This window comes from bacterium, from assembly GCA_019912885.1.
GTDB lineage: Bacteria > Lernaellota > Lernaellaia > JACKCT01 > JACKCT01 > JAIOHV01.
The window spans coordinates 1-23,356 of the sequence record JAIOHV010000009.1 but is presented as its reverse complement, the minus strand read 5'-3'; the positions used below and the strand labels follow the sequence as shown (position 1 = coordinate 23,356).

Sequence of the window (23,356 nt, the reverse complement as noted above, 5' to 3'; positions counted from 1 at the left end):
GTCCACGAGATCGCCCCCGGCGCGCATGTGGTGAAGGTCCCGCTCGGAAGCGGCGTCGAACCCGGCGCGCCGCCGTCGCTCGCCGAGCCGTTTCGCGGCGCGTCGCTCGCGGGCCGCCGCGTGTTGCTGACGGTGGCTCGTCTCGTGCCGCGCAAGGGCGTCGATATGGCGCTGCGCGCCTTCGCGCGCCTCGCCCCCACGCACCCCGATCTCGTCTACGTCGTCGCGGGCGACGGGCCCGATCGCGCGCGGCTCGCGGATATCGCAAGTTCGGAAGGCGTCGCCGGGTTCGACGCCGCTTCCGAGCGGGACCTTCACCACATGCGCGCCGGGGGCGATCTCGTGGACGACGCCGCCGAACACGTCTGCGATGACGATGACGGCCTCCGCGGCCGTCAGCACGCGCCTCCACAAAGGGCGAAGCGGCGAGCGCCGGGCGTGCAGCAGTTCCTGCCCGTAGGTCATGATAACGTAGGGCGTGCCGCGGCGCCTTTTCCATCGCCATGCGAGCGGGCCGGCGAAGGCGAGATACCCCGCGATGACGCGATCGACGCCATGCTCGCGTCGCACGCGATCCGCCGCGCGGGCGAGATCGATCTGCCGCGTCATTCGCGCCGCGAAAGTCGGGGCATCGCCGCGCCACGGGATGCGAGCGACGGGATATTTCGCGGCGCGGTCGTATTCGTCGTCGCCCGGCGTGCGGCGCGCGACGACCGCGATGCGGCCGGGCCAGTGGGCAGCAAGGGCGCCGAGCGTCGCCTGCACGCCGCCGATGTCCGGCGGAAAGTCTCGCGCGAGAAGGAGCGTCGTCACCTTCCGGCGCCGCGCGTCATCGCGCCTTGCTCCGGCGGTCGGACGCTTTCGCGCGCGCGCGCGTCGCGGCCTTGCGCCGGTCGTCGCGCACGCGGGTTTCGGGATGCGCGCGCGAGACGCGCCCCTGCTTTTCGCTCCAGACGTCCTGCAGGTGCGCGAGGATCGCGTGGATGCGCGTTTCCCACGAGTTCTCGCGCGCAATCGCGACGCGACGGTCGCGGTCGTGCTCCGCGCCAAGGCGCAGGCGCGCCTCGATCTTTTCGACGAAATCCAGCGCGTCCTCGCACATGTCGACCACCTCGCGCAAAGGCTCGAGCTCCGGCAGCGCGGTCGAGACGATGGGACGCCCGGCGGCGAGGTATTCGTATGTCTTCATGGGCATGACGCCGCGCGTGTAACGGTCGATCTTGTAGGGAATGAGGCACACGTCCATCGCGGCGAGGTAGCCGGGCAGCTCGTCGGGCGAGCGTTTGCCAAGGAAGTGGACGTTGCGATGTTCGATGAAGCGCTCGATGCCGAATCCGCGATCCGGCCCGACGAAGACGAACGACCACTCCGGGCGCGCGGTGAACAGGCGGTCGAGCAGGCGGTCGTCGAGCTTGTAGTTGAGCGCGCCGTGGAATCCGATGATCGGACGCGGTATGTCGGCGAGATCCTCCGCGAACGGCACGGAGAGCGCACGGTGGAAGGTCTCGAAGTCCGCGACGTTCGGCACATGGAACGTGTTCTTGTTGAACGCCTTCTTGTCGCCGTGCAGCGAGCGCGCGGTGGCAAACACGGCGTCCACGGCCTGGCAAAGATCGCGCTCCATGTGGCGCGTCGCGGCCATCCAGGCGCCGGGCATGGCCGAATAATCGTCCACGCAGTCGTAACACGAGAGCGTGGGCGCGAGGTGCTCGACGTACGGCGCGTCGGAGGGCGGATAGATCCAGAGGATGAAATCCTGGAATCCGAGCTGCTCCATGCGCTGGCGGATGATCGGCGCCACGAGGCGATGGTTGAGGTCGTTGACCTGGCGCAGCTTTTGCCCGAACGGCACGGTCCCCGGCGGGCGCAAAACGTGCACGCCGGAGCTGTCGCGCCGGTAGCTATGCGTGTAACCGCGACGCCCGTCGGCGAGACTCGCGAGCGGCTCGACGTACAGAACGCGGAAATCCGAAACAAGCCGCGAGGCGATGTGCTGCTTGTTCGTCCAGAGCGGCTCGTCGAAATCCGCCGTGGACACCATGACGATATCCCGCGGCAGATCGTAGCGCGCGTATTCACCCATAAAATTGAACCCCTTGAAACATTGTCGCAAAAAACGCCGAACGTTGCCCGAAAAAAAATCGTCCGGTCCCACCCGCTACGGCGCAATCATCTCCGGCCACTCGAAATCGCAGTACCAGACATCGCCGACCGCCACCCAATACTGCTTGATCAGCTTCGTATCGACGGACGCCGACGGCAAGATGTTGCGATTGATGTAGCGAACCAGCACCGTGCCGTAATACACCTTGTCCTTGTCGCTCGGATCCTTTTGCTTGGGGCGGTTGATGCCCGCCTCGTAAAGCGATTTGTCGGTTTCCGGCGGCTTCATGTTCTTGACCGAGTCCACCGCCTCGTCGGCCGGCACGAGCGGGCGCTCGGGCTCGATTGGCGTCGCCGCGGGCGGCGCGCCCTCCTCCGGCGGCGGCTCCGTACCCGGAAGCTCAAGGCCGCGCACAGGCGGCGTGGCATCCGTCTGGCAGACCACGACGGCGAAGTTTTCGATCTTCACCGCGCCGCCGAAACGTTCGGCATCGACAAGGAAGTCGATGCGCTTACTCGGCACGACCATGAAGCTCGCGGCGCTGTAGTTCTGCCAGACAACGAGCTTGTTGAAATCGACCGCCGCCTCACAAAGCGAGGTTGACAGCTCCCGGATCTTTTTATCCTCGCGCTTTTTCTTGCACGAGGACGCGCCGGACAGCGCCACGACGCACACCACCGCGAGCATCGCGGCCAAAAAGACGCGCGGGCGCATCAGTACGCCACCGGCATCAGATACCAGACGCCGCCGGATTTTCGCCACTCCTGAATCTCGTGGATCTTCGCGTACCACACGAAATAGATCCGCCCCCAGATGTCGATGTCCACGTGCGCGACGACGCCATTCGGCTCGATCTTCACGTTGTTGACGCGATACTTGCGCACGACCTCGCGGTCGAAATCACTCTGGCGCATGAGCGAGGCGTAAATGGCGATGAACTCGGTCAGCGCCGTCTCGTCCTCGAAATACGGCGCGATCTTCTTTTTGGTGATGTAGGCCGTGAGCTTCTGATCCTCAAGCGTCGTCCAGATGCTCGTCACGCGCTCCATGAGCGGTCCGGATTCGTCCGCGGCCTCGGCCTCGGACATCGCGCGGATGTCCTCGAACGTATCCACGCGCAGCTTTTCCGTTTTCACCGCGCAGGCGGAAAAGGCGAGCGCGGCGACGGCGAGAAGGACGAATGTGCGTTTCATGCCCGTTTCTTTTTCGGAAGCGGTTTTCGATTCGTTTCGATCGGTTCCGGCTCCGTGATCTTATCGACGGGCCTTTTGCGCGGCAAGACGACAAACATCACGGCCGCGACGGCGAAAAGCACCAGGCCCACGAGCTGGCTTTCGCTCACGCGAAACGCATACGTGCCCGCGGAGGTTTCGATAACCGCTTCGGACCACAACAGCGCCTTCCAAAGGCCGGTGGACGTTTCGGCGACGCGCCCCGGTTCACCGGAAAAATGGAACAACGTCGCGAATCCGCGCGGGTCGGCGCGGAAAAACTCCAGAAATCCGCGCATGGCGCCATAAAGCACGAGAAACCACGCGATGACCTGCCCCGCGTAGCGCCGGCGCGGCCAGACGATCCACGTCAGGATCGCGAAGACGCCAAAGGACAGGACCGATTCGGCAAGCTGCGTCGGGTAAAGGGGGATTCCGGGGATGCCAATCGTCTCCGGCGGGAAGGTGACGGCGAACGGGTATTCCGCCGGGCACGCCTTGCCGTGGCAGCAGCCTGCGAGAAAGCAGCCGATGCGCGCGAACCCGAGGCCAAGCGCGACGGTCGGCGCGACGATATCGGCATAAAGCAGCTTGTCGAGGTTGTGGCGGTGGAAATAGATCATGGCGCCGATGACGCCGCCGATGAACCCGCCGTAGAAAACGAGGCCGCCCTCGCGGACGTTGAAGATCATGAGCGGCCGCTCGACGTATTCACGCCAGAACACCGCGCAGTGGAAGAGGCGCGCGCCGATCATCGCAAGGATGACGACCCAGACCGCCATGTTGCCGATATGATCCGGGTTTTCGCCGAGGCGTTTGGCGTGGCGCGAAGCGACCGCGATCGCCGCGATGAACGCGACGGCGAGCATGACGCCATACGAGTGGATGGCGAACCCGAAAATGTCGAAAAGGACCGGTTTCATAGAACCTTGGCCGGCGGCCGGGCCTTGTCGTCGCGGTAGCTTTGCACAAGGAATACGGCGACGCCGGCGACGATCATCGCGTCGGCGACGTTAAACGCCGGCCACGCGAATCCGCGCACGGAAAACAGCAGAAAATCGACGACGGCGCCGAAGCGCGCGCGGTCGAGAAGGTTTCCGATCGCGCCGCCGAGCACCGCGCCGAGCGCCGCGGTCTGCGCGATCTGCCTTGTCTCGAGCTGCGAGAGGAAATAGACAAGCGCCCCGATCGCGGCGACGGATACGAAAAAGAAAAACAGCGACGGCTTGGTGTCGAACAGGCTGAACGCGGCGCCGGTGTTATAACGCAGCGTCAGGTCGAACAGGCCGGGGACGACCGGCACCGTTTCGTTTTCCGCGAAACGCGCAAGGACGATGGCTTTGCTGGCCTGATCGAGCGCGATCGCGCCCGCGGCGGCGCCCCCCGCGACGACGGTCTTGCGGATCATTATCGCGAGTCCTCCGCGGGCGCGACGCGGGTTTCGTTCGCGGCGTCGCGCGCGTGGCGCCGTCGCGCGGCCTCCTCGGCGGTGATCGCCATCTCGTGTTTGGCCATGTCCCAAAGGAAGATGCCCACGCCCACCACGATGCCGACGTCCGCGACGTTGAATGTCGGCCACACGTATCCGCCGATCCGGAAATCGAGAAAATCGACCACGGCGCCGATGCGCAGGCGGTCGGCGATATTGCCCGCCGCGCCGCCGAGGATGAAGGACATCGCGAGCACGAGACGCTTGCGTTCGGGCTCCACGCGCACGACAAAATACATGATGAAAACGAGCGCGAGCGTGGAGATGGTCAGAAAAAACGGCAGCGGCTTTCCGCGGAACAGCCCGAAGGCCGCGCCCGGATTGAGCTTGTGCGTGAAGGCGAAGATATCCGGGAGAACCAGGTAGGAGGCATCCACGCGCAGCACGTGCGACACCCAGAACTTCGTCAACTGGTCGAGCGCGAAAACGCCGAGCGCGCCGAAGTAAATGACAAAGGCTTTCTGATAGATCGCGGAAGATGCGTTATGGGATTCGGTCACCGGATTGCCTGAAAAAATCGGTCCGCAATAAACGGCGGCCCATCATGCGGAAAGTCGTTGGCGGGTCAAGCGCGGCGCACGTGATATCGCGCGCCGCGCGTTTCTGTTGCTTCTATATTTCCACGCAGTCGGCCGGATCGCCTTCGGTCGTTCCGTCGCCGAAGGAATTGCCGTCGGTATCGACGATTCTCGCCTCGTAAAAAACACGCCGGAACGTCTCGTCCCAGCACTCGTGGATCTCCCAGCGATCGAGCGTGACGGGGCCGAAGGTCGTGCCGGTTATATCGCCGCCGGACACCGTTTGCGTTGAATAGCCTTCGCCCGTTCCGAGCCAGAAGGTTTCCTGATTGATGACCTCGAGTTCGTCCTTGGCCGGGTCGTCGCTGATGTCGATGTCCGCGAAATACGTGAAACGGAACTCGCCGGAGTTGTCCGCGTGGTTGTGATAGCGGTACTCCGCGTCCACCGCATATTCGGCGTCTTCCGGCTGAAACTCGGAAAAGTCGATGTCGATCTTCCGGCCGTCGGTGTAGGTGTCGTACGTGACGTTCAGGATACCCGAGGCATCCCACGTCGGATCGAGTTCCTGCGCCGTCGTGAAGTCGATGAACAGATTGCCGACGCCGCGCCGCGCCGTGTCGGTCGAAGGCGTGATCTCGCCGCCCCACACGGGCTTAAATTCGCCGTCCGTGTTCTTCAAGCGCTCGTCCCACGAATAAACGAACTCTTCGGGCGAGAGCTTGGTCATGACAAAACGCGCCTCGACGGGAGAGAGGCCGCTCGGGATGAACGGACCCCAGACGCACGTGTCCTCGTCACCGCTCGACGGCGGGTAGGACAGGATTTCGTCAAGGAACGACAGGTGGCCGAGGATCCAGAAGTTCAGCCCGCGCGTGATATCCACGGTCTGGTCGTAGAGCGTCGCCAGATCGCCCACGGCCAACGCGCCGATCTTGTCGTCGCCCGGCAGGCTGATATCGAGCGATTCGGGTTCGGGCGACGCCTCGAGGCACTGATCGCAAAGCTCGCTGTTGTACGCGTTCGACGAAAGCGGCTCGCCGCCTTCGGGTTCCCGAAAACAGGAAACGCCAAAGGCGAGCACAGCGACCATCGCGAAAAGCATCGGGATTTTCGTCCATTCGTATTTCATGCGGACCTCCCTCATTGTGGTCCAGGGTTCAAGCCGGGCCGAGAGTAGCAAATCGACACGCGCGACGGAATGGAGGGTAAATCGGAGGGGCCGGGAGGCTGGGAGGTCAATCCCGTGCCCGTGCCCATGCCCGTGCCCGAAAAAATTGGCCGAAAGGCTGAAAGACGAGAAGGCTGAAAGGCGGGGAGGTCATCGCAACGGGCAGCGGCCGTCGAGGGGGCGACCACCCGCTAATCCCATCGCCTTCGCTCGGGCAGGCGTCACGCGGACTAGTTGTCCTGATTGTTGCTCCCGTCGATATGGATGGCTTCGGGCGTGAACGTGAACGATTTGTCCAGGGCGGTGCAAGAAATATTTCCGTCCATGGCAACGATGATTTCGAATACAGTGCCGCCGACCGGGCTTTTGGCGTCGGCTCCGCAGGATACGCCGTACGGCGGGAACATGCACATGAGCACCATCGCGCCATCGTTCGAGATGCCGGCGCCGCCGCGGCAGTATGTGTATGCGAGTCCGGAAATCGGGGTCACTTCCGGCGCGAAGAACCGGTAATACACGTAATGTTCGGGGTCTGTGTCGTTCGCGAAAACGACGACCCCGCTCGGGCTCGACCAAAATCGGGATATTCCCGACGGTATGTCGGCAAATTGCCACGCGTCGTCCTCACGCCACGCGAACCGCCCATCGTTCAACACGACTGCGACATCCGAGCCGCGCGCCAGCGCGTGGATAATTAGCGCCTCGCCCATTACCGCCCCCACGGAAAAATCCATCCCGTCATATTCGTAGATCGCGTGTCCGTCATGGGCGTACAACTCTCCGTTGAATCCCTGAAAGAAAGCGCGAAGATCGAATGACAAATTGACGGTTTCGATCCCGTCCGGCGTTATTCGATAGACTGGCCGCGGTGCCGAGCCGCCGGCTCGGAGCAAGAACGAATCGACGTCGAAAAAACCAAATGTGTCGATTCTCGTTTCTTCGTCGTCGGCAATCCAAAGCGATTCAAGTGTCAGTTGGTCGAGTTTGAAAAGGCCGATCGTATTGCTGTACGACGGAAGATAAATCGTCCCCAAAAATTCGCGTGGATTTTGATATAGTTGATAGGCGGATTCGTCGCCGAAATCCCAGTCCTCGGCTTTGCTTATACTTTCCCACGGCTCCCAGCTTCCATTCTCGACACGCGCCAGCCAACCCCACCCCATCATCCAGCCCGAAAAGGTGGGGAGATAAGGTTCGCGATTGTCTTCCACCGAGTCGTCGTCGTTCGTGTCGTCGTCGTTCGTGTCGTCGTCATTTCCGTCTTCATCGTCGTCATCGTCGTGGCTGGCGTCAACGCACGAACACGACGCCGCCGCAAAGGCGAACGCGACGGAGATAATCAAGAAGACGAAACGATGCACGCTCAACATCGAGTTCACCGTACGCTCCGGGTTTTGGGTGAGTCAACGAAAAAGTGGAGGTGGTTGATGGGCATCAAGCGCGAGTACGAAGCACGGAGGCGAATCGCGCCCGGAGCGAATGTCGCGCGGGCCGGTTTCTTAAAAGAACACGCCTGCTCCCTGACGGTCGCGGTTCCAATTGTGTGCGCACCCGATCCCCTGACGGTCGCGTTCCAATTTTTCTTGAGCGGCGCTGACGACGCAAGTCGCTCCAAAATTGACAACGCCCGGCGGGATTACCGCGCCGGGCGTTGTGATAGCGGCTTCGAAGCGGGCGGGCCGCCCTGGGTCCCAGGTCACGCGTGCTTCAATTCCTCCACGATGCCCGTGAGCGCCTTTTTGGCGTCGGAGAAGAGCATCAGGGAGTTGTCGGCCTCGAACAGCTCGTTGCGGATACCCGCGAAGCCGGCCGAGAGCGATCGCTTGACGACGATGACCGTCTGCGCCTCGTGAACGTTCAGGATCGGCATGCCGTAGATCGGGCTTTGCGGATCGTTGAGCGCCGCGGGGTTCACCACGTCGTTCGCGCCAAGGATGATGACCACCTCGGTGTTCTTGAAGTCGCCGTTGATCTGGTCCATCTCGAACAGCTTCTCGTAGGGCACGTTCGCCTCGGCGAGCAGCACGTTCATGTGGCCCGGCATGCGCCCGGCGACCGGATGGATCGCGTACTTCACGTCGCAGCCGCGCTTTTCGAGCATCTCGCCCAGCTCGCGGCAGGCATGCTGCGCCTGCGAAACGGCAAGGCCGTATCCCGGCACGAACACGCACGAGGTCGCGTTTTCGAGGATCATCGCGGTCTGCTCGGCGTCCACTTCCTTGACGTTCGTGTAGCCTTCCTTGCCGCCGCCCGCCGCCGCGACCGCGCCGAATCCGCCGAACAGCACGTTCGCCAGGGACCGGTTCATCGCGACGCACATGATCTGCGTAAGGATGAGGCCCGCCGAGCCGACGAGCGCGCCGGCGATGATGAGCAGATTGTTCTGGATGACAAATCCCGTCATCGACGCCGCAAGGCCCGAGTAGGAATTCAGAAGCGAGATCACGACGGGCATGTCCGCGCCGCCGATGGGGATGACAAGCAGCACGCCGAGTGCGAGCGCGGCGAGCGTGAGCACGAGGATCGCCGCGAATAGCGTGAAGCTGCCCATCAGCCAGAAGCAGAACGCCGCGCCGAGCGCGAGCGATCCGACGAACAGCGCGAGGTTGATGAAATGCCGCATCGGAAGCAGCACGGGCTGTTCGGTGACCTTGCCCTCGAGCTTGCCCCACGCGACGATCGAGCCGGAAAACGTGATCGAACCGACAAGGACGGACAGCGCGATCGTGACCGCCTGGTCCGCGCCGACGAGGCTCGCGGCGGTGTGGTCCTTCGCGCCGGCGAAGACCGTCTCGGCGAAGAAAGACAGCGCGACCAGAAGCGACGCGAGGCCGCCGAAGCCGTTGAACAGCGCGACCATCTGCGGCATCTGCGTCATCTGGACCTTGAGCGCGTAGAACGCGCCGATGGCCGATCCGACGACGATGCCGGCGATGATGAACCCGTAGTCGATATTGCCGAGGTCGAGGATCGTCGCGGCGATCGCAAGCAGCATGGCGCCCGCGGCGATCAGGTTGCCCTGATACGACGTCTTGACCTTGCCCATTCTCTTCAGTCCGAAGATGAAAAGGACGGCCGAAAGCATGTAGAGGAGGTGGATGAGAATTTTCATGTCGTGCCCCTACTTCTTCCGGAACATGCGGAGCATGCGGTCGGTGACGAGGAAGCCGCCGACGACGTTGATCATCGCGAACACGACGGCGAAAAAGCCGACGACGTTCGCCACGGTCGGCGAGAAGAAACGCGCGCAGTAGAGCGCGCCGACGATGGTGATGCCCGAGATCGCGTTCGCGCCGGACATCAGCGGCGTGTGCAGCGTCGGGGGCACCTTGGTGATGACCTCGAAGCCCACGAACGTCGCGAGCAGAAAGACGTAGAGCCCGATGATGATGGGCGGCAGCAGCGTCACGTCCTCGGACGGCGAAGCGTCCGCGGCGACGATGGCCCATCGGGCGATGAGCGCGGAATTCATGGAAGCCTCCTTATTTCGCCGTGCGGTCGCGGACGGCGCCGTCGTGCGTCACGATGGCGCCGGCGAGGATCTCGTCCTCGAAGTTGAAGTTCAGCTCGCCCTTCGGGTAGAGCGCCTCGACCACGTACAGGACGTTCTTGGCGTACATGTCGCTGGCGTTGACCGGCACCGTCGCGGGGATATTGGGAACGCCCATGATGGTGACGCCCTCCTTCACCACGGTCTGGCCGGGCTCGGTCAGTTCGCAGTTGCCGCCCTGCTCCGCGGCAAGGTCCACGATGACCGCGCCGTTTTTCATGTCCTTGACCATGTCCGCGGGGATGAGCTTGGGCGCGGGCCGGCCGGGAATGAGCGCGGTGGTGATGACCGCGTCGGCCTCGACGATGAACTTGCGCACAAGCGCCTGCTGCTTGGCGAGGAACTCGGCCGATTGCTCTTTCGCGTAGCCGCCGGCGGTCTGCATCGACTCGTCGGTTGGCACCTCGATGAAGCGCCCGCCGAGGCTCTGCACCTGTTCCTTCACCGCGGGACGCACGTCGGAGACATCGACGATCGCGCCCAGGCGCTTGGCCGTGGCGATCGCCTGCAAACCCGCGACGCCCGCGCCCAGGATGACGACCTTCGCCGGGGTGATCGTGCCCGCGGCGGTCATGAGCAGCGGGAAGATCTTCGGCATCCGCTCCGCGGCCATGATGACGGCCTTGTAGCCCGCAAGGTTCGCCTGCGAGCTTAGCGCGTCGTGCTTCTGCGCGCGGGTGATGCGCGGGATCTGATCCATCGCGAACGCGCTGATCTTGCGCTTCGTGAGCGCTTCGACCGTGTCGGCGTTCTGCGTGGGATAGAGAAAGGAAACGAGGATCGTTCCCTCGCGCAGGAAGTCCGCTTCAAAGCCTTTGCGTTCTTCGTGGAAGCGCGGGGGATGCAGTTTGAGGACGAGATCCGCACGTTTGTAGGCTTCGACAACGTCCGGCACGATTTCGGCGCCGGCCTGGGCGTAGGATTCGTCCGCGAAGAACGAACCCGCGCCCGCGTCCTTTTCGACAAGGACGGTGAAGCCCATTTTCGCAAAGCGACGCACCGTTTCGGGGGTCGCGGCGACGCGCGTCTCGCCGGGGACGATTTCCTTCGGCACAAGGACCGTTGGCATCGGGCACTCCGGGGCTGGGATGGATGGATGCGGCGGCGTTTCTAAGACCGGCCGTGGGGCCGCGCCTCTCTTAGCAATGGGGGGCCGGATCGTCAACGAACGCGCGGTTGATGCGCGTCAAGCGGGGGGTTGATGAGGCGGGAAGGCGGAGAGGCTGAAAGGCTGGAAGACTGGAAGACTGGAAGGTCGTCGCAAGAACCCGGTCGCGCGCGCCCGCCGTAGCTTTAGCGAAGGAGGGTTCCCGTTCCCGGAATTTCTGCGGTACACGGAGAGCACCGAGAAGACACAGAGAGCACGGAGTGGCTAACAAATTCTGGACGCCACTCACACCACTCGCGCGTGCGCGCGGAAGCGGATTCCAACGGTGTTGCGCACGCCTTCCACGTTCTGTGCGAATCAAAAGATCCTGCTCCCCGTGTGCAACCCTCTTCATAACTCTTCACCGTTGCTGAATTTTTTGCAGCTGACGCTACGCATCACGAGCAAGATCTGCATCACCAGGAATTCTAGAGATATAAATGGAATATTGGCGGATGACATCGACGGCCATATTTAAATGCAGTCGCGTTATCCGTTTTAACGGAATCCTCACTTCACCGTCCGTTACCGATGCTTTAATAAAACCACTAGAGGTGATAGCCGGAGCCAATTTCGACAAAATGTCCTCCCTATCCTTTTCATCATCGACGCATGATAGATCACATTGGTCGATAAGATTTTTCGCATTTTGCAGGATGGTAGCGAACAAAGTACTCCAACCAGGAAGTAAATTTGGAGACGGCGTAGCGTCCAACCTGAGACCGCATTGTCCATCAGTATTTAATACACACGTATCAAGCGCCCAACAAGGCGCAAAACAGGGCGACAAAAAGTCAATTGCAAATTTACCTTCCATGAAATGCGGTAGCTTCATAAACCTTTCTTCTTTTAGTTGACTATTACTGACAGAAACGATCGGAAGTAAAAGTACATTCGGTACTTTTCTTTCACCGTTTGATCTTAAAGCTAAGTCGCATGCTTGCGTGGCAATCATATACCTTTCATTAGAGTCGATTGTGTTTTCAAATATATCACCTGTTGTGATGTTGAGATTGGCAGAGTTTACACTTTCACCATCGTCATATAATTCTTCGTGGCATATTTTTCGTACGATATCTGTAGAGTGTGACTTTCCAAATTCGGGAATATGGCTAACTTTTCTGATTCGATTTAGCAACTCCGGTAGCTCTGCATTTTCTCTCGCTTGCCTTTCTGACTCGATTCGATGAAAGTGTGCATGCAGTCTAAAAAGCACCTGGCCTTCCCAAATTCCCTCGCCATGTGCGACTCGCATGACCATGTGATCGAAATCTAATACGGTGAGATCGCTAATTTTCTGTTTTGCAGTTTCAAGGGCACTTGCGAGAATCTCTCCCGATATTTGTTTCATTTTATTAAACGATGGCGCAAGGACAGTTGATTTCATCGTGCTAACAAATTCTTTCAAGTCATCAGTGAGTAAACTTTTGGGGATTACCATAAAACAATCGCGATCAACTCCTGCTTCGGCGGCCAATTCTTCCCATCGTTCCTTCTGTCTTTCTAGCTCAGCAGTATGCGTAAGGATTCCGCATAACGGACGAACCGTTTCAGGCCCTGTCAAGATTGAGCCAATAATTGCGCTTCCTTCGTTTGTTCGGCCTCCATTTTTTGACATGTCTTGATCAAATAGAAATAAAGTCGTCTGACAGTCCTTATCTGATAAAACAGTATCGCTTTTCTCTGCCCATTCTTTAGGTGACCAAGGCAAGAAAACGACTCCTGCCATTCCTTCAAATACTTCACTTAATGTTGACATATAATTGATATCAGGAGATTCAACCAGTTCTGTTTGCTGAACACTCACTTTTGCGTGATCTGAATACTCCTCTTTATTTGAAGTATCGAGTTCGCCCCACCATTTGCGGAAACTATCCTTACGCACATCCCGATCAGAAATCCCTTTATTTTCAAACGCCGGGAAAGCCTCCGCCAAATCATCCGGCGAAGCTGTTTCCATCCATGCTAAGATATCTACAAGTGTGAGCGCTGTCGCATGTTCATCATCAACGCATATTACTCTATTGATACCAAGTTTGTTGAACAAGGCAGCTAAAGCTTTTCTCGCATCTGTTGCGTGTCCACCATTACTCATTTATGGCACCTCGCAGATCGATCTGGAATTTGAAATATCGCTTACGACGATTTCGTTCAGGGACTAGTCCGATGCTGCAGCCTTCAGAATCTAAAAGCTGCTTAACGATGAAAAGCCCGAGCCCTCGACCTTGTTTTTTGGCGGAAATAAATGGCTCGAAGAGTGCGTGCTCAACGCTCGGATCGATGCCGCTACCGTCATCGAAAACTCGAATAAAAGGCCGAGATACTTCTATTGTTATGCTACCATTCTTGATTCGCTTTTGTGCGATGTCTTCCTTAAGCCAATATTCACTATTTAAAATGAGATTATCAATAACTTGCGTAAGCTTGCCCTTGTTCATTCTTATGGTAAAAACAGTCGCCTCCGAGGTGGAGAGGGCGATTGAAATATTGCTTTTTCTCAGACGATCCTGATAATAGTCAATAAGGTCGGCCATAAATTCCCGAATTATTATATCGTTCCGTTGTTCACGAACATATCGAAGAGAAGGCGACAGAAATGACATTTGCTTGCGGAGAGCCATGACTGACGATTGCACGTACTCAATGAGCGCGAGGATCGGTCGGTCGTTGATGCCTTCATTACGGAGCGTCGTTTGCGCGGTCTTGGTTCGCTTTGCAAGCTGATCGGCCACATTGTAGACTTCGTGCGATAGCGCTTCGGCCGTCAAACCGAGGGCAACCATCTCGTACATGTCATCCATCTGTCGGCGCAGTCCATCAACGCGATCCTCGAGCACCTGACCCATGCCGCGAAGCGAACCGATCTCTTCGAGATACGCAGACAGACGGACGATCACATCCTTGGCTTCAGTAAGCAGCGGCTCAAGGTCGGATAGCGCACCGGTCAACTTCTCGCGTAGTTCGGGCGTAATCTCCTTTGCGGACTGGAGTCGCGACACGACCGCCTTTGAGGCCGTCGCGCTCGCGCCAAGCCTTACCTTTAACACCTCGAGGCTCTTCTGGTGCTGCGGCGCTTCGGCGAGTCCCTTCTTGATCGCCTGTGAGATGTCCTCTACCGTCTTCCGAGAGTCTACTTGCGCCAATGCTTCGTTCCGCATCTTGCGGAATTCGGCCCAAGAGCGCCCGAAGAACTCATGGGCCGCGGTCGTGAATGACTTGAATTCTTCCAGCAAAGCATAGAAGTTGCGAAAATACGGCGAATCCTTGAAGCCTTCCCGGTCTGTCGTCTCCTCAAGCTCCATGTTGTCACGGGCGGACAGGGCGATGTATCCGAGCGTGTTGTCGGGCTTGAGTCCGTAATACGATGGGGCCGAGGTCCATTGTGCGCCCAGCTTTAGCCAGTCGTGATCCACTCGGATCGCAAAGCCATCTCGATAGACGCGAATGCCGCTCAAATCCTTAATGTGGCGGCGAAATTCGCTGATGCCATCAAACACGCTCTGATTCTGAAACGCCATCGCGCCCAAGTCGAACGAATCGACTTCACCGGCAAATGGGCCGGGATTCGCTACAGTTCCAGCGCCATCGTTGGCTCGTTGTACTTTGTCGAGATCGGCAAGCGGCCTTTGCCAGTGGAAGTCAACAAACCACTGCTTCGACCGTGATCGCGTCAGCCCGAGTGTACGTGACAGTTTCTGAGCCTGAAGGAAGTCGAAGAAGGCCTTCCCATCGTCGGATTCAGCGATCAGAGCGAATTGTTCAGCTTCCTTTGCGTTTGAAGGGCGGAAATGGTCAAGCCGAGCACGCCCATGAACGACGAGCTGTGTGCCGTCGAAAGCCAACTGGTACCTAACGGGCGCGATGTCACGGATGCGGTCGCTTACTTCCAGGAGCTCGAGCAACTTGCCGTCCACTTCGACTGCCACAGTGAAGTCCCGGATCTGTCGATACGGAGAAATCATTCGGGAAAGCTCTTGTTCCAACCGCTTAATCGCCACTTGGCCCCGCCAGATGTCTGGTTCCTTGAGACCCGAGACAACGACTTTTGTGCCATGCTGACGTGAGTACTGGACCTCCGCAAGGTGGATGTCGACGTTCTCCAATTTCGGAGCGGTCTCGAAGTCGAGCCAGGAAAAGCCGAAGTGGTAGCCACTGTCTCCCTTGGCCTTGGTGAAAATCTCAAGGTTCTCGCCAAGGCGTTGCACCCCAAGCCGCCCAAGTCCTTTGTCGCCCAGTGGCGTGCGCCCGCCAGGCGTTGTCTTCTTGGCCTGCTTCAACTCCCGCTTCTTGCGATTTGAGATAATGAGCCACCCAGCCTTGATATCCTCCAGTCCCATGCCGTGGCCGTCGTCTTCGACGATGATCCTCCCACCGGCTGAGGGATACTTTGCGCCGTCAACCTCAAAACTGCCCTGGGTATCGATGACGACCTTGGCGTAGTTCGCGTCCGCGTCGTAACAATTCTTTACCAGCTCGATGAGCGCCTGGACCGCGTCGCTGATCAGGCTTTCGCCGAGTTGATACACGACAGAAGGGTGAACCTCGAAATGTGGACGTGTATCCTTTTCCATGTCATACCGCCTTCCGCATGACTAGTATAATCTCGCGAGACATTGTATCCGCAACATTATTTTTGGGCGCCATCTTCTTGGACGAAATCCTTCTAGTCAATTTGCATAATAGCTTTGTATTATGAGCAGAAAGAAGCTCATCCAGGATTAAGTCTAAAGGCACCCGCTTTCCTCCTACTTTTCGATTTCCAAGAGTCCATACCATTAATCCACCTGGGCGCAGGGTTTTAAGGATGGGTTCAATACACGCATCAAGATCGCGAAAAAATGCAAACACTTTGAGTGCTCGATCACGAGGTTGGGCATCTAAGCTCTTAATAAAATGAGCAAATGACTCCGAGCGATCAAGAAGGCGTTCCTTGTCAGATTTTTCAACTCGCTTACTTCCCCCCAGACTTCGCGTGTCAATTTCGTGCGTAGAAGCAAGGAAATTAGTATTGTTATTACTCTCGATATCATCCATGTTGATCCACTGAAGAGGCAAATAAGAGTATTGGCCATACGGAACTGTTGTTGCATTGTCACCGTATGGCGGAGAAGTAATAATTATATCGCATTGTTTTTGTCCGTTATTCTGTCGCACATCGCCTAGAGATATTGTGATGTCTTTTTTATAGCGACCCCGCACTAAATGACCAGACGCAGACAAGAGTTTTGCCTGTTCTTCATAGTGTTTCAGGTTTCTTTCAAGTGCTTTCTCGAAAACGACGATAGGGTCGTGGCTGCGAACTTTAATGTTTTCGGGCGTTCGAATGTGAAGCTTATACGTCGATGTTCGCGAATTACTTGAATATCGCACAGTCTCGGCAAGAACAATCCAAAAAAATCTTCGCGTCCAAATCGAATTCTCTTGAAGGATCGCCCTACGGATTTTACAAAGAGATGCTTGAACAATTTTTGTAAACCACTTATCGAGATTAGGAAAATCGACATCAATTCTAAACGAACAGTCCAAGTTGATTCTTTTGGCAAGCTCTTCAGACTTGTGTTTGAGGCTATTGCAGAAAAAGGGTCCACTCTTCACCCGACTGACTAATATCGCTAACGGATTAATATCGACGCCGTAAAATGAAAACCCGCGCATCATGCTTTCTGTCATTATCGTTCCCGAACCTAGAAATGGGTCGCCAACGTGTTCAATTTCTGGATGAATTGAACATGCTTGTTCAAGTATTACTCTCGCGATTTGAGGAACCATCATCGCTGGATATTGAAATAACCCATGTCCATATTCGCGAGTTGAATTTCCCTTGAAAGACCAATAGTCCTCGTCCGCCTCTGACAACGCTTCGAGTCGTTTGCGCAGCTGTGAGTCATGAAAATCCTGAGCGTTGATCACAAAATTACGCTCCAAATTGCGTCGACTAAGCGCAGACTGTTTGTGTATTTTTTCGCCTGAAAACACGATTTCCACGCGTTTCGTGAACTTCTCGGACGCACCGATGACGCTAGCTTCATGTGGCTTCCTAACTCCCTTGATTCGGCGATTCTAGTCGATTTTGCAGATTTTTGAGAAGACGGTCTACCCGCGATTTTTGCGACGACCTTTCAGCCTTCCAGTCTTCCAGTCTTTCAGCCTTTGCTTTCAGCCTCCGCGCCTTTCAGCCTCCCAGCCTTCTCCTCGGCCTTCCCTCAATCAGCAAATCGACGCCCAAATGCGTGACCTTGAGGTCGTCCACGATGAGGGCGTCGTCGACGTCGTCCACGCCTTCGCCGCCGATGACCGATGGCGCGTTCGCGCCGCCGAAGATCTTGGGCGCGACGACGAGGAACAGCTTGTCGACGATACCCGCGGAAAGCGCGCCGGATAGCAGCGTCGAGCCGCCCTCGATCATGAGGCTCGCGATGCGCATTTCGCCAAGCGTGTCCATAAGGCGGTCAAGGTCAATGTGTCCGGCAGCTTCGTGTCCGTCCTTTGCGCTCTTCGCGTCTTTGCGGTGAATGGTTTTATCGTCTTGCCCGCCCTTCGCGTCCTTCGCGTCTTTGCGGTGAAAGTTTCCGTCGTCTTGCGCGTCCTTCGCTTCCTTTGCGCCCCTTCGGCTGCGCTCAGGGCATGCTTCGCGGTGAAAATTGCTGCCCCCCTCGATCACCAGCACTTCGTTTCCCCGATCCTCGATACGCTTTCGCTTGTCCGGATCGGACGCGTTCGTGGTGATGACGATCGTTTTCGCGGGCAGGTCGCCGGCGATCACCTTCGCGTCCTCGGGGATCGAGAGCTTGCCGTCCACGATCAGGCGGATCGGGTGCGAGACGCGCCCGCGCGGCAGGCGGCAGGTGAGGCGCGGATCGTCCTGGCGCACGGAGCCCGCGCCGACCATGATCGCCTGGTTCACGTGCCTCAGATGATGCGCGAAACGCAGCGACTCCGGCGAGCTGATCCAGCGCGACTTGCCGGTGCGCGTGGCGATCTTGCCGTCGAGCGTCATCGCCGCCTTCACCGTGACGTACGGGCGACGGACGGTGATGTATTTCGTGAACGCCTCGTTGATGGCGGCGCACTCGCCTTCGAGGATGCGTTCGGTGACGCGGATGCGGTTTTCGCGCAGGTACGCGAGGCCGCGGCCGGACACGCGGGGGTTGGGGTCGATCATGCCGACGTACACCTCGGCGATGCCCGCCTCCACCAGCGCCTCGACGCACGGCGGCGTACGCCCGAAATGCGCGCACGGCTCGAGCGTGACGAACATCGAGCCGCCGTGGATCTCGTGGCCCGCCTCGCGCGCGGCGCTCATGGCGTTGATCTCCGCGTGCGGCTTGCCCACCTCCATGTGGCAGCCTTCGCCGATGACGCGGCCATTCTTGACGAGCACCGCGCCGACGAGCGGATTGGGGTGAACGAATCCCTCGCCCTTGCGGGCCAGCCGCAGCGCGCGGCGCATCAGGGCTTCGATGTCGAGTTCGGAGGCCATGATTCCTCGCCCCGCCCGAGGCGAGTCGGGGCCGCGACGCTACGCGTCGAGCGTGCGTCGGCGGGGCGTCTTGTTGTTTCGCGTCTTCGCCTTCGCGGCCGCGGGCTCCTTGACGAGCTTGCGCAGCTCGTCCATGAAGTCCTCGGGGTCCGCGAATTCGCGATAGACCGAAGCAAAACGCACGTAGGCGACCTTGTCCAGATCGCGCAGCTTGCGCATGACGACGTCGCCGATCTTCTTGCTGTCCACCTCGCGCTCGCCCATGTCGCAGATCTGCAGCTCGATCTGATCGACGAGCGATTCCATCTGCTCGACGGAGACGGGGCGCTTTTCGCAGGCGCGGTGCACGCCGGCCTGGATCTTCGAGCGATCGAAGGCCTCGCGCCGGCCGTCCTTCTTGATGACAAGGGGATGCATGTCGCCGACGCGTTCGTAGGTCGTGAACCGGCGCTTGCACTTCATGCATTTGCGGCGGCGGCGCACGACGTTGCCGTCCTCGCGGAAACGCGAATCCATCACGCGGTTTTCGAGCGACTGGCAATACGGGCAACGCATGAGGCGGCCTCCTGGTGCGATCGTGACGCCGGCACGAGCGCCGCTGACGACAGCGATGCGTCTCCCGTTTCGCCCTCGCCCGGCTTTTTGAGCCTCGGCGCGACGCGCGGGTCGCTTTCGTCAACGGATTGTGGGCAAAGCCTAGCACACCCCCAAGTGGTGGACAAGGCTGTCCACAGGGATATCCACAAGAGGGAGGAGTGAGGATCGAGGATTGAGGATTGAGTGCCCGGGCGCGCGGGCGTCCCGCCTGCTTCGATGGCGATTCGCCGGGAGCGCAGGCGCGTCCCGCCTGCTTCGATGGCGATTCGCCGGGAGCGCGGGCGTCCCGCCTGCTTCGATGGCGATTCGCCGGGAGCGCGGGCGTCCCGCCTGCTTTGTGCGTGGTGTGGGTGTGGCACACCTTCCCGGCCCTCGGCCGGTAAAAGTGTGGCACCCGCACCGGGAGGCTTTTCCGAGAAGCCATCTCGCGACGCGCGCGGCTCTGCTTGGCCTGCCCGCCCTCTTCCCAATTTCCACGCAACGGTCGTAATCTCTCGCGCGTATGGTTTCGTGGTTGCGGGTCGATGGATGGCGCGCGGTCGCGATGATGCCCGCCGCGCCGGAAAGGATTGTCGATGCGGTTCTTTTTCGCGGCGATCGCCGCCCTTGGCGCCCTATTTGGCGGCGCCCTTCCCGCTTTGGCCTTCGATCACACGCACGCCGGGTTTGACGCAGTCCTCAAGGAGTTTCGCGAGGGCGACCGCGTCAATTACGCCAAGCTCAAGATAAACCCCGAGGCGCTTGAGGCGTATCGCGAGCAGCTCGCGGCGGTCACGGCGGACGAGTTCGCGAAATTTTCCGCGAGCGAGCAGAAGGCGTATTGGATCAACGCCTACAACGCCTACACCATCAAGTCGATCGTCAATGCGTACCCGGTTCCGAGTATCCGGGAGATCAAGGGCGTCTGGAAGGAGCGCACGTGGCCGGCGGGCGGGCGGCAGGTGACGCTCGACGAGATCGAACACGAGATCCTGCGTCCTCTGGGCGATCCGCGCGTGCATGCGGCGCTGAATTGCGCGTCGCTCGGCTGCCCCGCGCTGTTTCCGGAGGCCTTCAAGGCGGCGACTCTGGACGCGCAACTCGACGAGGCGGCGCGCGCGTGGGCGCGGGACGACAAGCGCAACAATGTCGACGCCGCGGAAAAAAAGGCGAATGTGTCGAAGATTTTCGACTGGTACGGCAAGGACTTCGTCGCGAAATATTATAAGGAAGACCGTTTTCCGGAATTGGACGAGGAAGACGGCGCGGCGGTGGGCTTCCTGTACGAATACGCCGACGCCGCCGATCGGAATATCATCGACGCGGGCATCGAGGACTTGGATTACATCAAATACAACTGGAGCCTGAACGACTCGATGTAGGCCTGGGAACGCCGAACACCCGATCGGCGGCGCGCCCGGAAACGACTATACCCGCTCTCTAACGTTCGCGGTTCCAAACCTGGGAGCGCCGAGCTCCAGCTCGGCTTTGTGCGTGGGAGCCACTCCGCCCGGTTGCCCGGACGGGACGGATCGTTGATCCGCAGATTTCGCAGATTGCACGGATTTTTCGCGCACGTTGACGATATCGAGGCCTCGTCATGATAAAATGCGGTCGCGTTCCGGGGCTTTGGAGAGCTCGATGCAAACGAAACCGACGACGATCCTCGCGGTACTTGTGGCGGCGGCGTTGGCAGGCGCGCCACACGCCGACGCGCTTGGGCCGATCTGGGCAACGATCGAGCGCGTCGATGACGTTTCGCGCATTACGGTGAAGATTGACGGCGGCGGGTACGAGGACGTCAAGGTTACGGGCGTTTCCCCGATGTCATACGGATCGTGGTCGCCGAACAAGATGCAGGCCAAGCTCCGGCATGCGTATATCGGCACACACCTTCGGCTTGAATCCGATCCTACGGATGCTGCGTTTCCGAAACGTGGGACCGAGCGGCGGCTTTATATGCACGCATTCTTTTCAAACGGCCGTTCGTACGGGCATGCTCAAATCGCAAGTGGATGGGGTCGATACGATCCGGCAGACCCTATCGACGACGCAACATCGCGCACATATCAAGCCGCCGAAAGACAAGCGCGACAAGCACTTCGCGGATTCTGGCGTGATAAGGCATTCGCGTTGAATATTCGCACACCTCGGACGCGCGTCGTTTACGGGAAACGGGACATTCCGCGAGAACCAACCCTGATTGAAGTGCTTTTATGGGCCGGCGCGTGCGGTGCGCTCGCCAGTTCTTCGGAACTGCCTGCTAGCGCATGCGTTCCCCACTACAGCGCGTACGAAACTCGCTGACATGCGAGAATTGCCCTGCTGCCTGCGGATAGCCCTCAGGCAAAATCTGCCTTGCCGCCAGGCGTGAGTTGCCTCACGGCTCATCCGGGAATGCGGGTGCGTCCTTAAAGTTTCTCCTGCGTTAAGTATTCCACTTCATTGATCTTGCTACGCTTTTTTATTTCGCCGGAACGGCGAGTTCGCGTTGGCACGTCGGTTGCTCAATCCTCTCCCGGACGCTGGTCCAGGAGGAAATCGACGTGAGACGGTTTGCGTTCATCGGTCTGGTTCTGACGGTTCTGACGGCGCTTTCGTGCGAAGGCGAATTCGCCACGCAGGAATCGGATGTCGTGACGAGCCCGAACGGGCAGACGCTGGTCCTGACCGCCACGCCGGACAACCTGGACATCACCGGCGGCGGCGCAATCACGATTCTTGCCGAGTTGTATGTGGAAGGCGGCGATCCGCTTTCCGGCGTGGACATCGTTTTCACCTCCACGCTCGGCACGGTGGGCGAGACGCGCGTCGTGACGGACGCGGACGGCATCGCGATCACGACGCTGGCCGCCACGAGCCGCCCCGGTTACGCCATGGTCGTCGCGACCTTCAAGTCGATGCAGGCGATGGTGTCCGTGGACTTTTATCAGGGCGATCCGAATTCGTCGCCGACCGACGGGGAAAACCCGGATTTCGGCGACGACACGGGAACCGAAGATGAAGGCGCCGTCTGAAGCGCGCGCCAGGGTGTCTTTGACAATTTGAAAGTCGCTTCACCCGGGGGCGGCGCTTTCCCCCCGGCGGTACCTCTGGGTAAGGCGATTTCGTGAGGGTCAAGTCACGATAACTCGGGCGGACTCGCCCGGGCGTCGAGAAGGGACCCGTCACACTGGAGAGTCGGTCGTCAGGCCGACTTTTTTTTTAGAGATGGCTGTGGAGGAAGCGGCGATGCCGGGGCGGGGTCAACCGCGCACTTCGCTTCGCTACGTTTGCGGCCCTGACGAATCCGCCTCCGCGATGCCGGGGCGGGGTCAACCGCGCACTTCGCTTCGCTACGTTTGCGGCCCTGACGAATCCGCCTCGGCCACGACCGCGCGGCGAAGCCGATAAAACACGACGGTCATCGCGATGACCGCGGCGAACACGCCCCATTCCCACCCGCCGATCGCGCCGCTCACGACGAGGTGGACGAGATACACCGGTACGGTCAGCACGCCGCCGAGAATCAGCATATCGACAACCACCAGGTAACGCGCCGGATCGCGCGCGGCGATAAACAGCCCGACGCACAGCGTGACGACAAGAACGCCCACCATATTCGCGAGGAACATCTGGAACGGGTCGCCCGCGTCAAACCCGGTTTGCGAAAGCCACGAAAACCAGCGCGCCGGGAAAACGATGTGCGAAACACCAAGCGCCGCGCCTTCGGCGATCGCCGTGACGCGCATCAGCGCGGAGAGTTTCGCGGCGGCCGTCATGGGAGAGGAGTGAGGATCGAGGATTGAGGATTGAGCGGAGAAGCAAGAAAGCGGTTCGGGCAATTCATCCGTCCATCTTGTCCATGATGTCCATTTTGTCCATGCGGCCAACGGAACCGCAATCGGGCGCCACTCGATCCTTAATCCTCAATCCTCGATCCTCCGTCCTCGTCGCGTCCATCCCATTGTTATTACGGCGATAATTGCTATTATCCCCAGGCTTTAACGGGGGATCGGAAAAACTCGTGTCTTGGGAGCGCGTCCGCCATCGCCGGATGACGAGCGCGCACGCCACGACCGCGGCGCGCCAACCGGATTGATCTCCGGGTCGACAAGATACGCATGACGC

At 59.4% G+C, this 23,356-nt stretch carries 20 protein-coding genes and 1 pseudogene; 4 read left to right on the top strand and 17 right to left on the bottom strand.

What is annotated here, in order from left to right; all coding sequences use genetic code 11:
- Window positions 1–282, top strand: a pseudogene (locus tag K8I61_01200) (glycosyltransferase).
- 547 nt (window positions 283–829) lie between these two features.
- On the opposite strand, the gene K8I61_01195 reads toward K8I61_01200, so the two are convergent.
- The 16 genes from K8I61_01195 to nrdR all read right to left on the bottom strand — a co-directional run bounded on the left by K8I61_01195 (window position 830) and on the right by nrdR (window position 19,225).
- Complete coding sequence (locus tag K8I61_01195) at window positions 830–2,083, bottom strand: glycosyltransferase (protein ID MBZ0270624.1); 1,254 nt, start codon at window positions 2,081–2,083, stop codon at window positions 830–832.
- A 75-nt stretch (window positions 2,084–2,158) separates the two neighbouring features.
- Entirely contained in the window at window positions 2,159–2,818 is a 660-nt protein-coding gene (locus K8I61_01190) for a hypothetical protein (GenBank protein ID MBZ0270623.1), read from the bottom strand.
- On the bottom strand, window positions 2,818–3,297 hold the full coding sequence (locus tag K8I61_01185; protein ID MBZ0270622.1) for a hypothetical protein: 480 nt from the start codon (window positions 3,295–3,297) through the stop codon (window positions 2,818–2,820). Before K8I61_01185 ends, K8I61_01190 begins: the two co-directional genes overlap by 1 nt.
- Window positions 3,294–4,238 carry a prolipoprotein diacylglyceryl transferase gene (lgt, locus tag K8I61_01180; GenBank protein MBZ0270621.1) on the bottom strand — a complete coding sequence of 315 codons (945 nt, stop codon included), beginning with the start codon at window positions 4,236–4,238 and terminating at the stop codon, window positions 3,294–3,296. The genes K8I61_01185 and lgt overlap by 4 nt, the downstream gene beginning before the upstream one ends.
- Window positions 4,235–4,723, bottom strand: coding sequence for a signal peptidase II (gene lspA, locus K8I61_01175; GenBank protein ID MBZ0270620.1), 489 nt, complete (start codon window positions 4,721–4,723; stop codon window positions 4,235–4,237). Before lspA (K8I61_01175) ends, lgt begins: the two co-directional genes overlap by 4 nt.
- Window positions 4,723–5,304: a signal peptidase II gene (gene lspA, locus K8I61_01170; protein ID MBZ0270619.1), complete on the bottom strand. Its 582-nt coding sequence runs from the start codon at window positions 5,302–5,304 to the stop codon at window positions 4,723–4,725. The genes lspA (K8I61_01175) and lspA (K8I61_01170) overlap by 1 nt, the downstream gene beginning before the upstream one ends.
- A gap of 112 nt (window positions 5,305–5,416) precedes the next feature.
- Window positions 5,417–6,454 (bottom strand): hypothetical protein, encoded by a 1,038-nt coding sequence (locus K8I61_01165; protein ID MBZ0270618.1) that lies wholly within the window; start codon window positions 6,452–6,454, stop codon window positions 5,417–5,419.
- A 269-nt stretch (window positions 6,455–6,723) separates the two neighbouring features.
- Entirely contained in the window at window positions 6,724–7,872 is a 1,149-nt protein-coding gene (locus tag K8I61_01160) for a hypothetical protein (GenBank protein ID MBZ0270617.1), read from the bottom strand.
- 317 nt (window positions 7,873–8,189) lie between these two features.
- Window positions 8,190–9,605: an NAD(P)(+) transhydrogenase (Re/Si-specific) subunit beta gene (locus K8I61_01155; GenBank protein MBZ0270616.1), complete on the bottom strand. Its 1,416-nt coding sequence runs from the start codon at window positions 9,603–9,605 to the stop codon at window positions 8,190–8,192.
- Window positions 9,606–9,614: 9 nt separating this feature from the next.
- Window positions 9,615–9,896, bottom strand: coding sequence for an NAD(P) transhydrogenase subunit alpha (locus K8I61_01150; protein ID MBZ0270615.1), 282 nt, complete (start codon window positions 9,894–9,896; stop codon window positions 9,615–9,617).
- A 79-nt stretch (window positions 9,897–9,975) separates the two neighbouring features.
- Window positions 9,976–11,112: a Re/Si-specific NAD(P)(+) transhydrogenase subunit alpha gene (locus K8I61_01145; protein MBZ0270614.1), complete on the bottom strand. Its 1,137-nt coding sequence runs from the start codon at window positions 11,110–11,112 to the stop codon at window positions 9,976–9,978.
- 469 nt (window positions 11,113–11,581) lie between these two features.
- Window positions 11,582–13,285, bottom strand: coding sequence for a hypothetical protein (locus tag K8I61_01140; protein MBZ0270613.1), 1,704 nt, complete (start codon window positions 13,283–13,285; stop codon window positions 11,582–11,584).
- Window positions 13,278–15,761, bottom strand: a complete 2,484-nt coding sequence (locus K8I61_01135; protein MBZ0270612.1) for an ATP-binding protein — start codon at window positions 15,759–15,761, stop codon at window positions 13,278–13,280. The genes K8I61_01140 and K8I61_01135 overlap by 8 nt, the downstream gene beginning before the upstream one ends.
- Before the next feature lies 1 nt (window position 15,762).
- Window positions 15,763–17,175 (bottom strand): site-specific DNA-methyltransferase, encoded by a 1,413-nt coding sequence (locus K8I61_01130; protein ID MBZ0270611.1) that lies wholly within the window; start codon window positions 17,173–17,175, stop codon window positions 15,763–15,765.
- Between the two features lie 187 nt (window positions 17,176–17,362).
- On the bottom strand, window positions 17,363–18,670 hold the full coding sequence (gene ribD / locus K8I61_01125; GenBank protein ID MBZ0270610.1) for a bifunctional diaminohydroxyphosphoribosylaminopyrimidine deaminase/5-amino-6-(5-phosphoribosylamino)uracil reductase RibD: 1,308 nt from the start codon (window positions 18,668–18,670) through the stop codon (window positions 17,363–17,365).
- 39 nt (window positions 18,671–18,709) lie between these two features.
- A complete protein-coding gene (gene nrdR / locus K8I61_01120; GenBank protein MBZ0270609.1) occupies window positions 18,710–19,225 on the bottom strand; it encodes a transcriptional regulator NrdR in 516 nt (171 codons plus the stop codon).
- Between the two features lie 617 nt (window positions 19,226–19,842).
- Between nrdR and K8I61_01115 the strand changes: the two genes are divergently transcribed.
- The 3 genes from K8I61_01115 to K8I61_01105 all read left to right on the top strand — a co-directional run bounded on the left by K8I61_01115 (window position 19,843) and on the right by K8I61_01105 (window position 22,263).
- Window positions 19,843–20,628 carry a DUF547 domain-containing protein gene (locus K8I61_01115; protein MBZ0270608.1) on the top strand — a complete coding sequence of 262 codons (786 nt, stop codon included), beginning with the start codon at window positions 19,843–19,845 and terminating at the stop codon, window positions 20,626–20,628.
- A gap of 259 nt (window positions 20,629–20,887) precedes the next feature.
- The gene (locus K8I61_01110) at window positions 20,888–21,553 is read left to right on the top strand and encodes a hypothetical protein (protein ID MBZ0270607.1); all 666 of its coding nucleotides are present in this window, start codon (window positions 20,888–20,890) and stop codon (window positions 21,551–21,553) included.
- Window positions 21,554–21,792: 239 nt separating this feature from the next.
- Window positions 21,793–22,263, top strand: a complete 471-nt coding sequence (locus K8I61_01105) for a hypothetical protein (GenBank protein MBZ0270606.1) — start codon at window positions 21,793–21,795, stop codon at window positions 22,261–22,263.
- 318 nt (window positions 22,264–22,581) lie between these two features.
- Here the strand turns inward: K8I61_01105 and K8I61_01100 are convergent, their stop codons facing one another.
- Complete coding sequence (locus K8I61_01100) at window positions 22,582–23,007, bottom strand: hypothetical protein (GenBank protein MBZ0270605.1); 426 nt, start codon at window positions 23,005–23,007, stop codon at window positions 22,582–22,584.
- Between the last annotated feature and the right edge of the window lie 349 nt (window positions 23,008–23,356).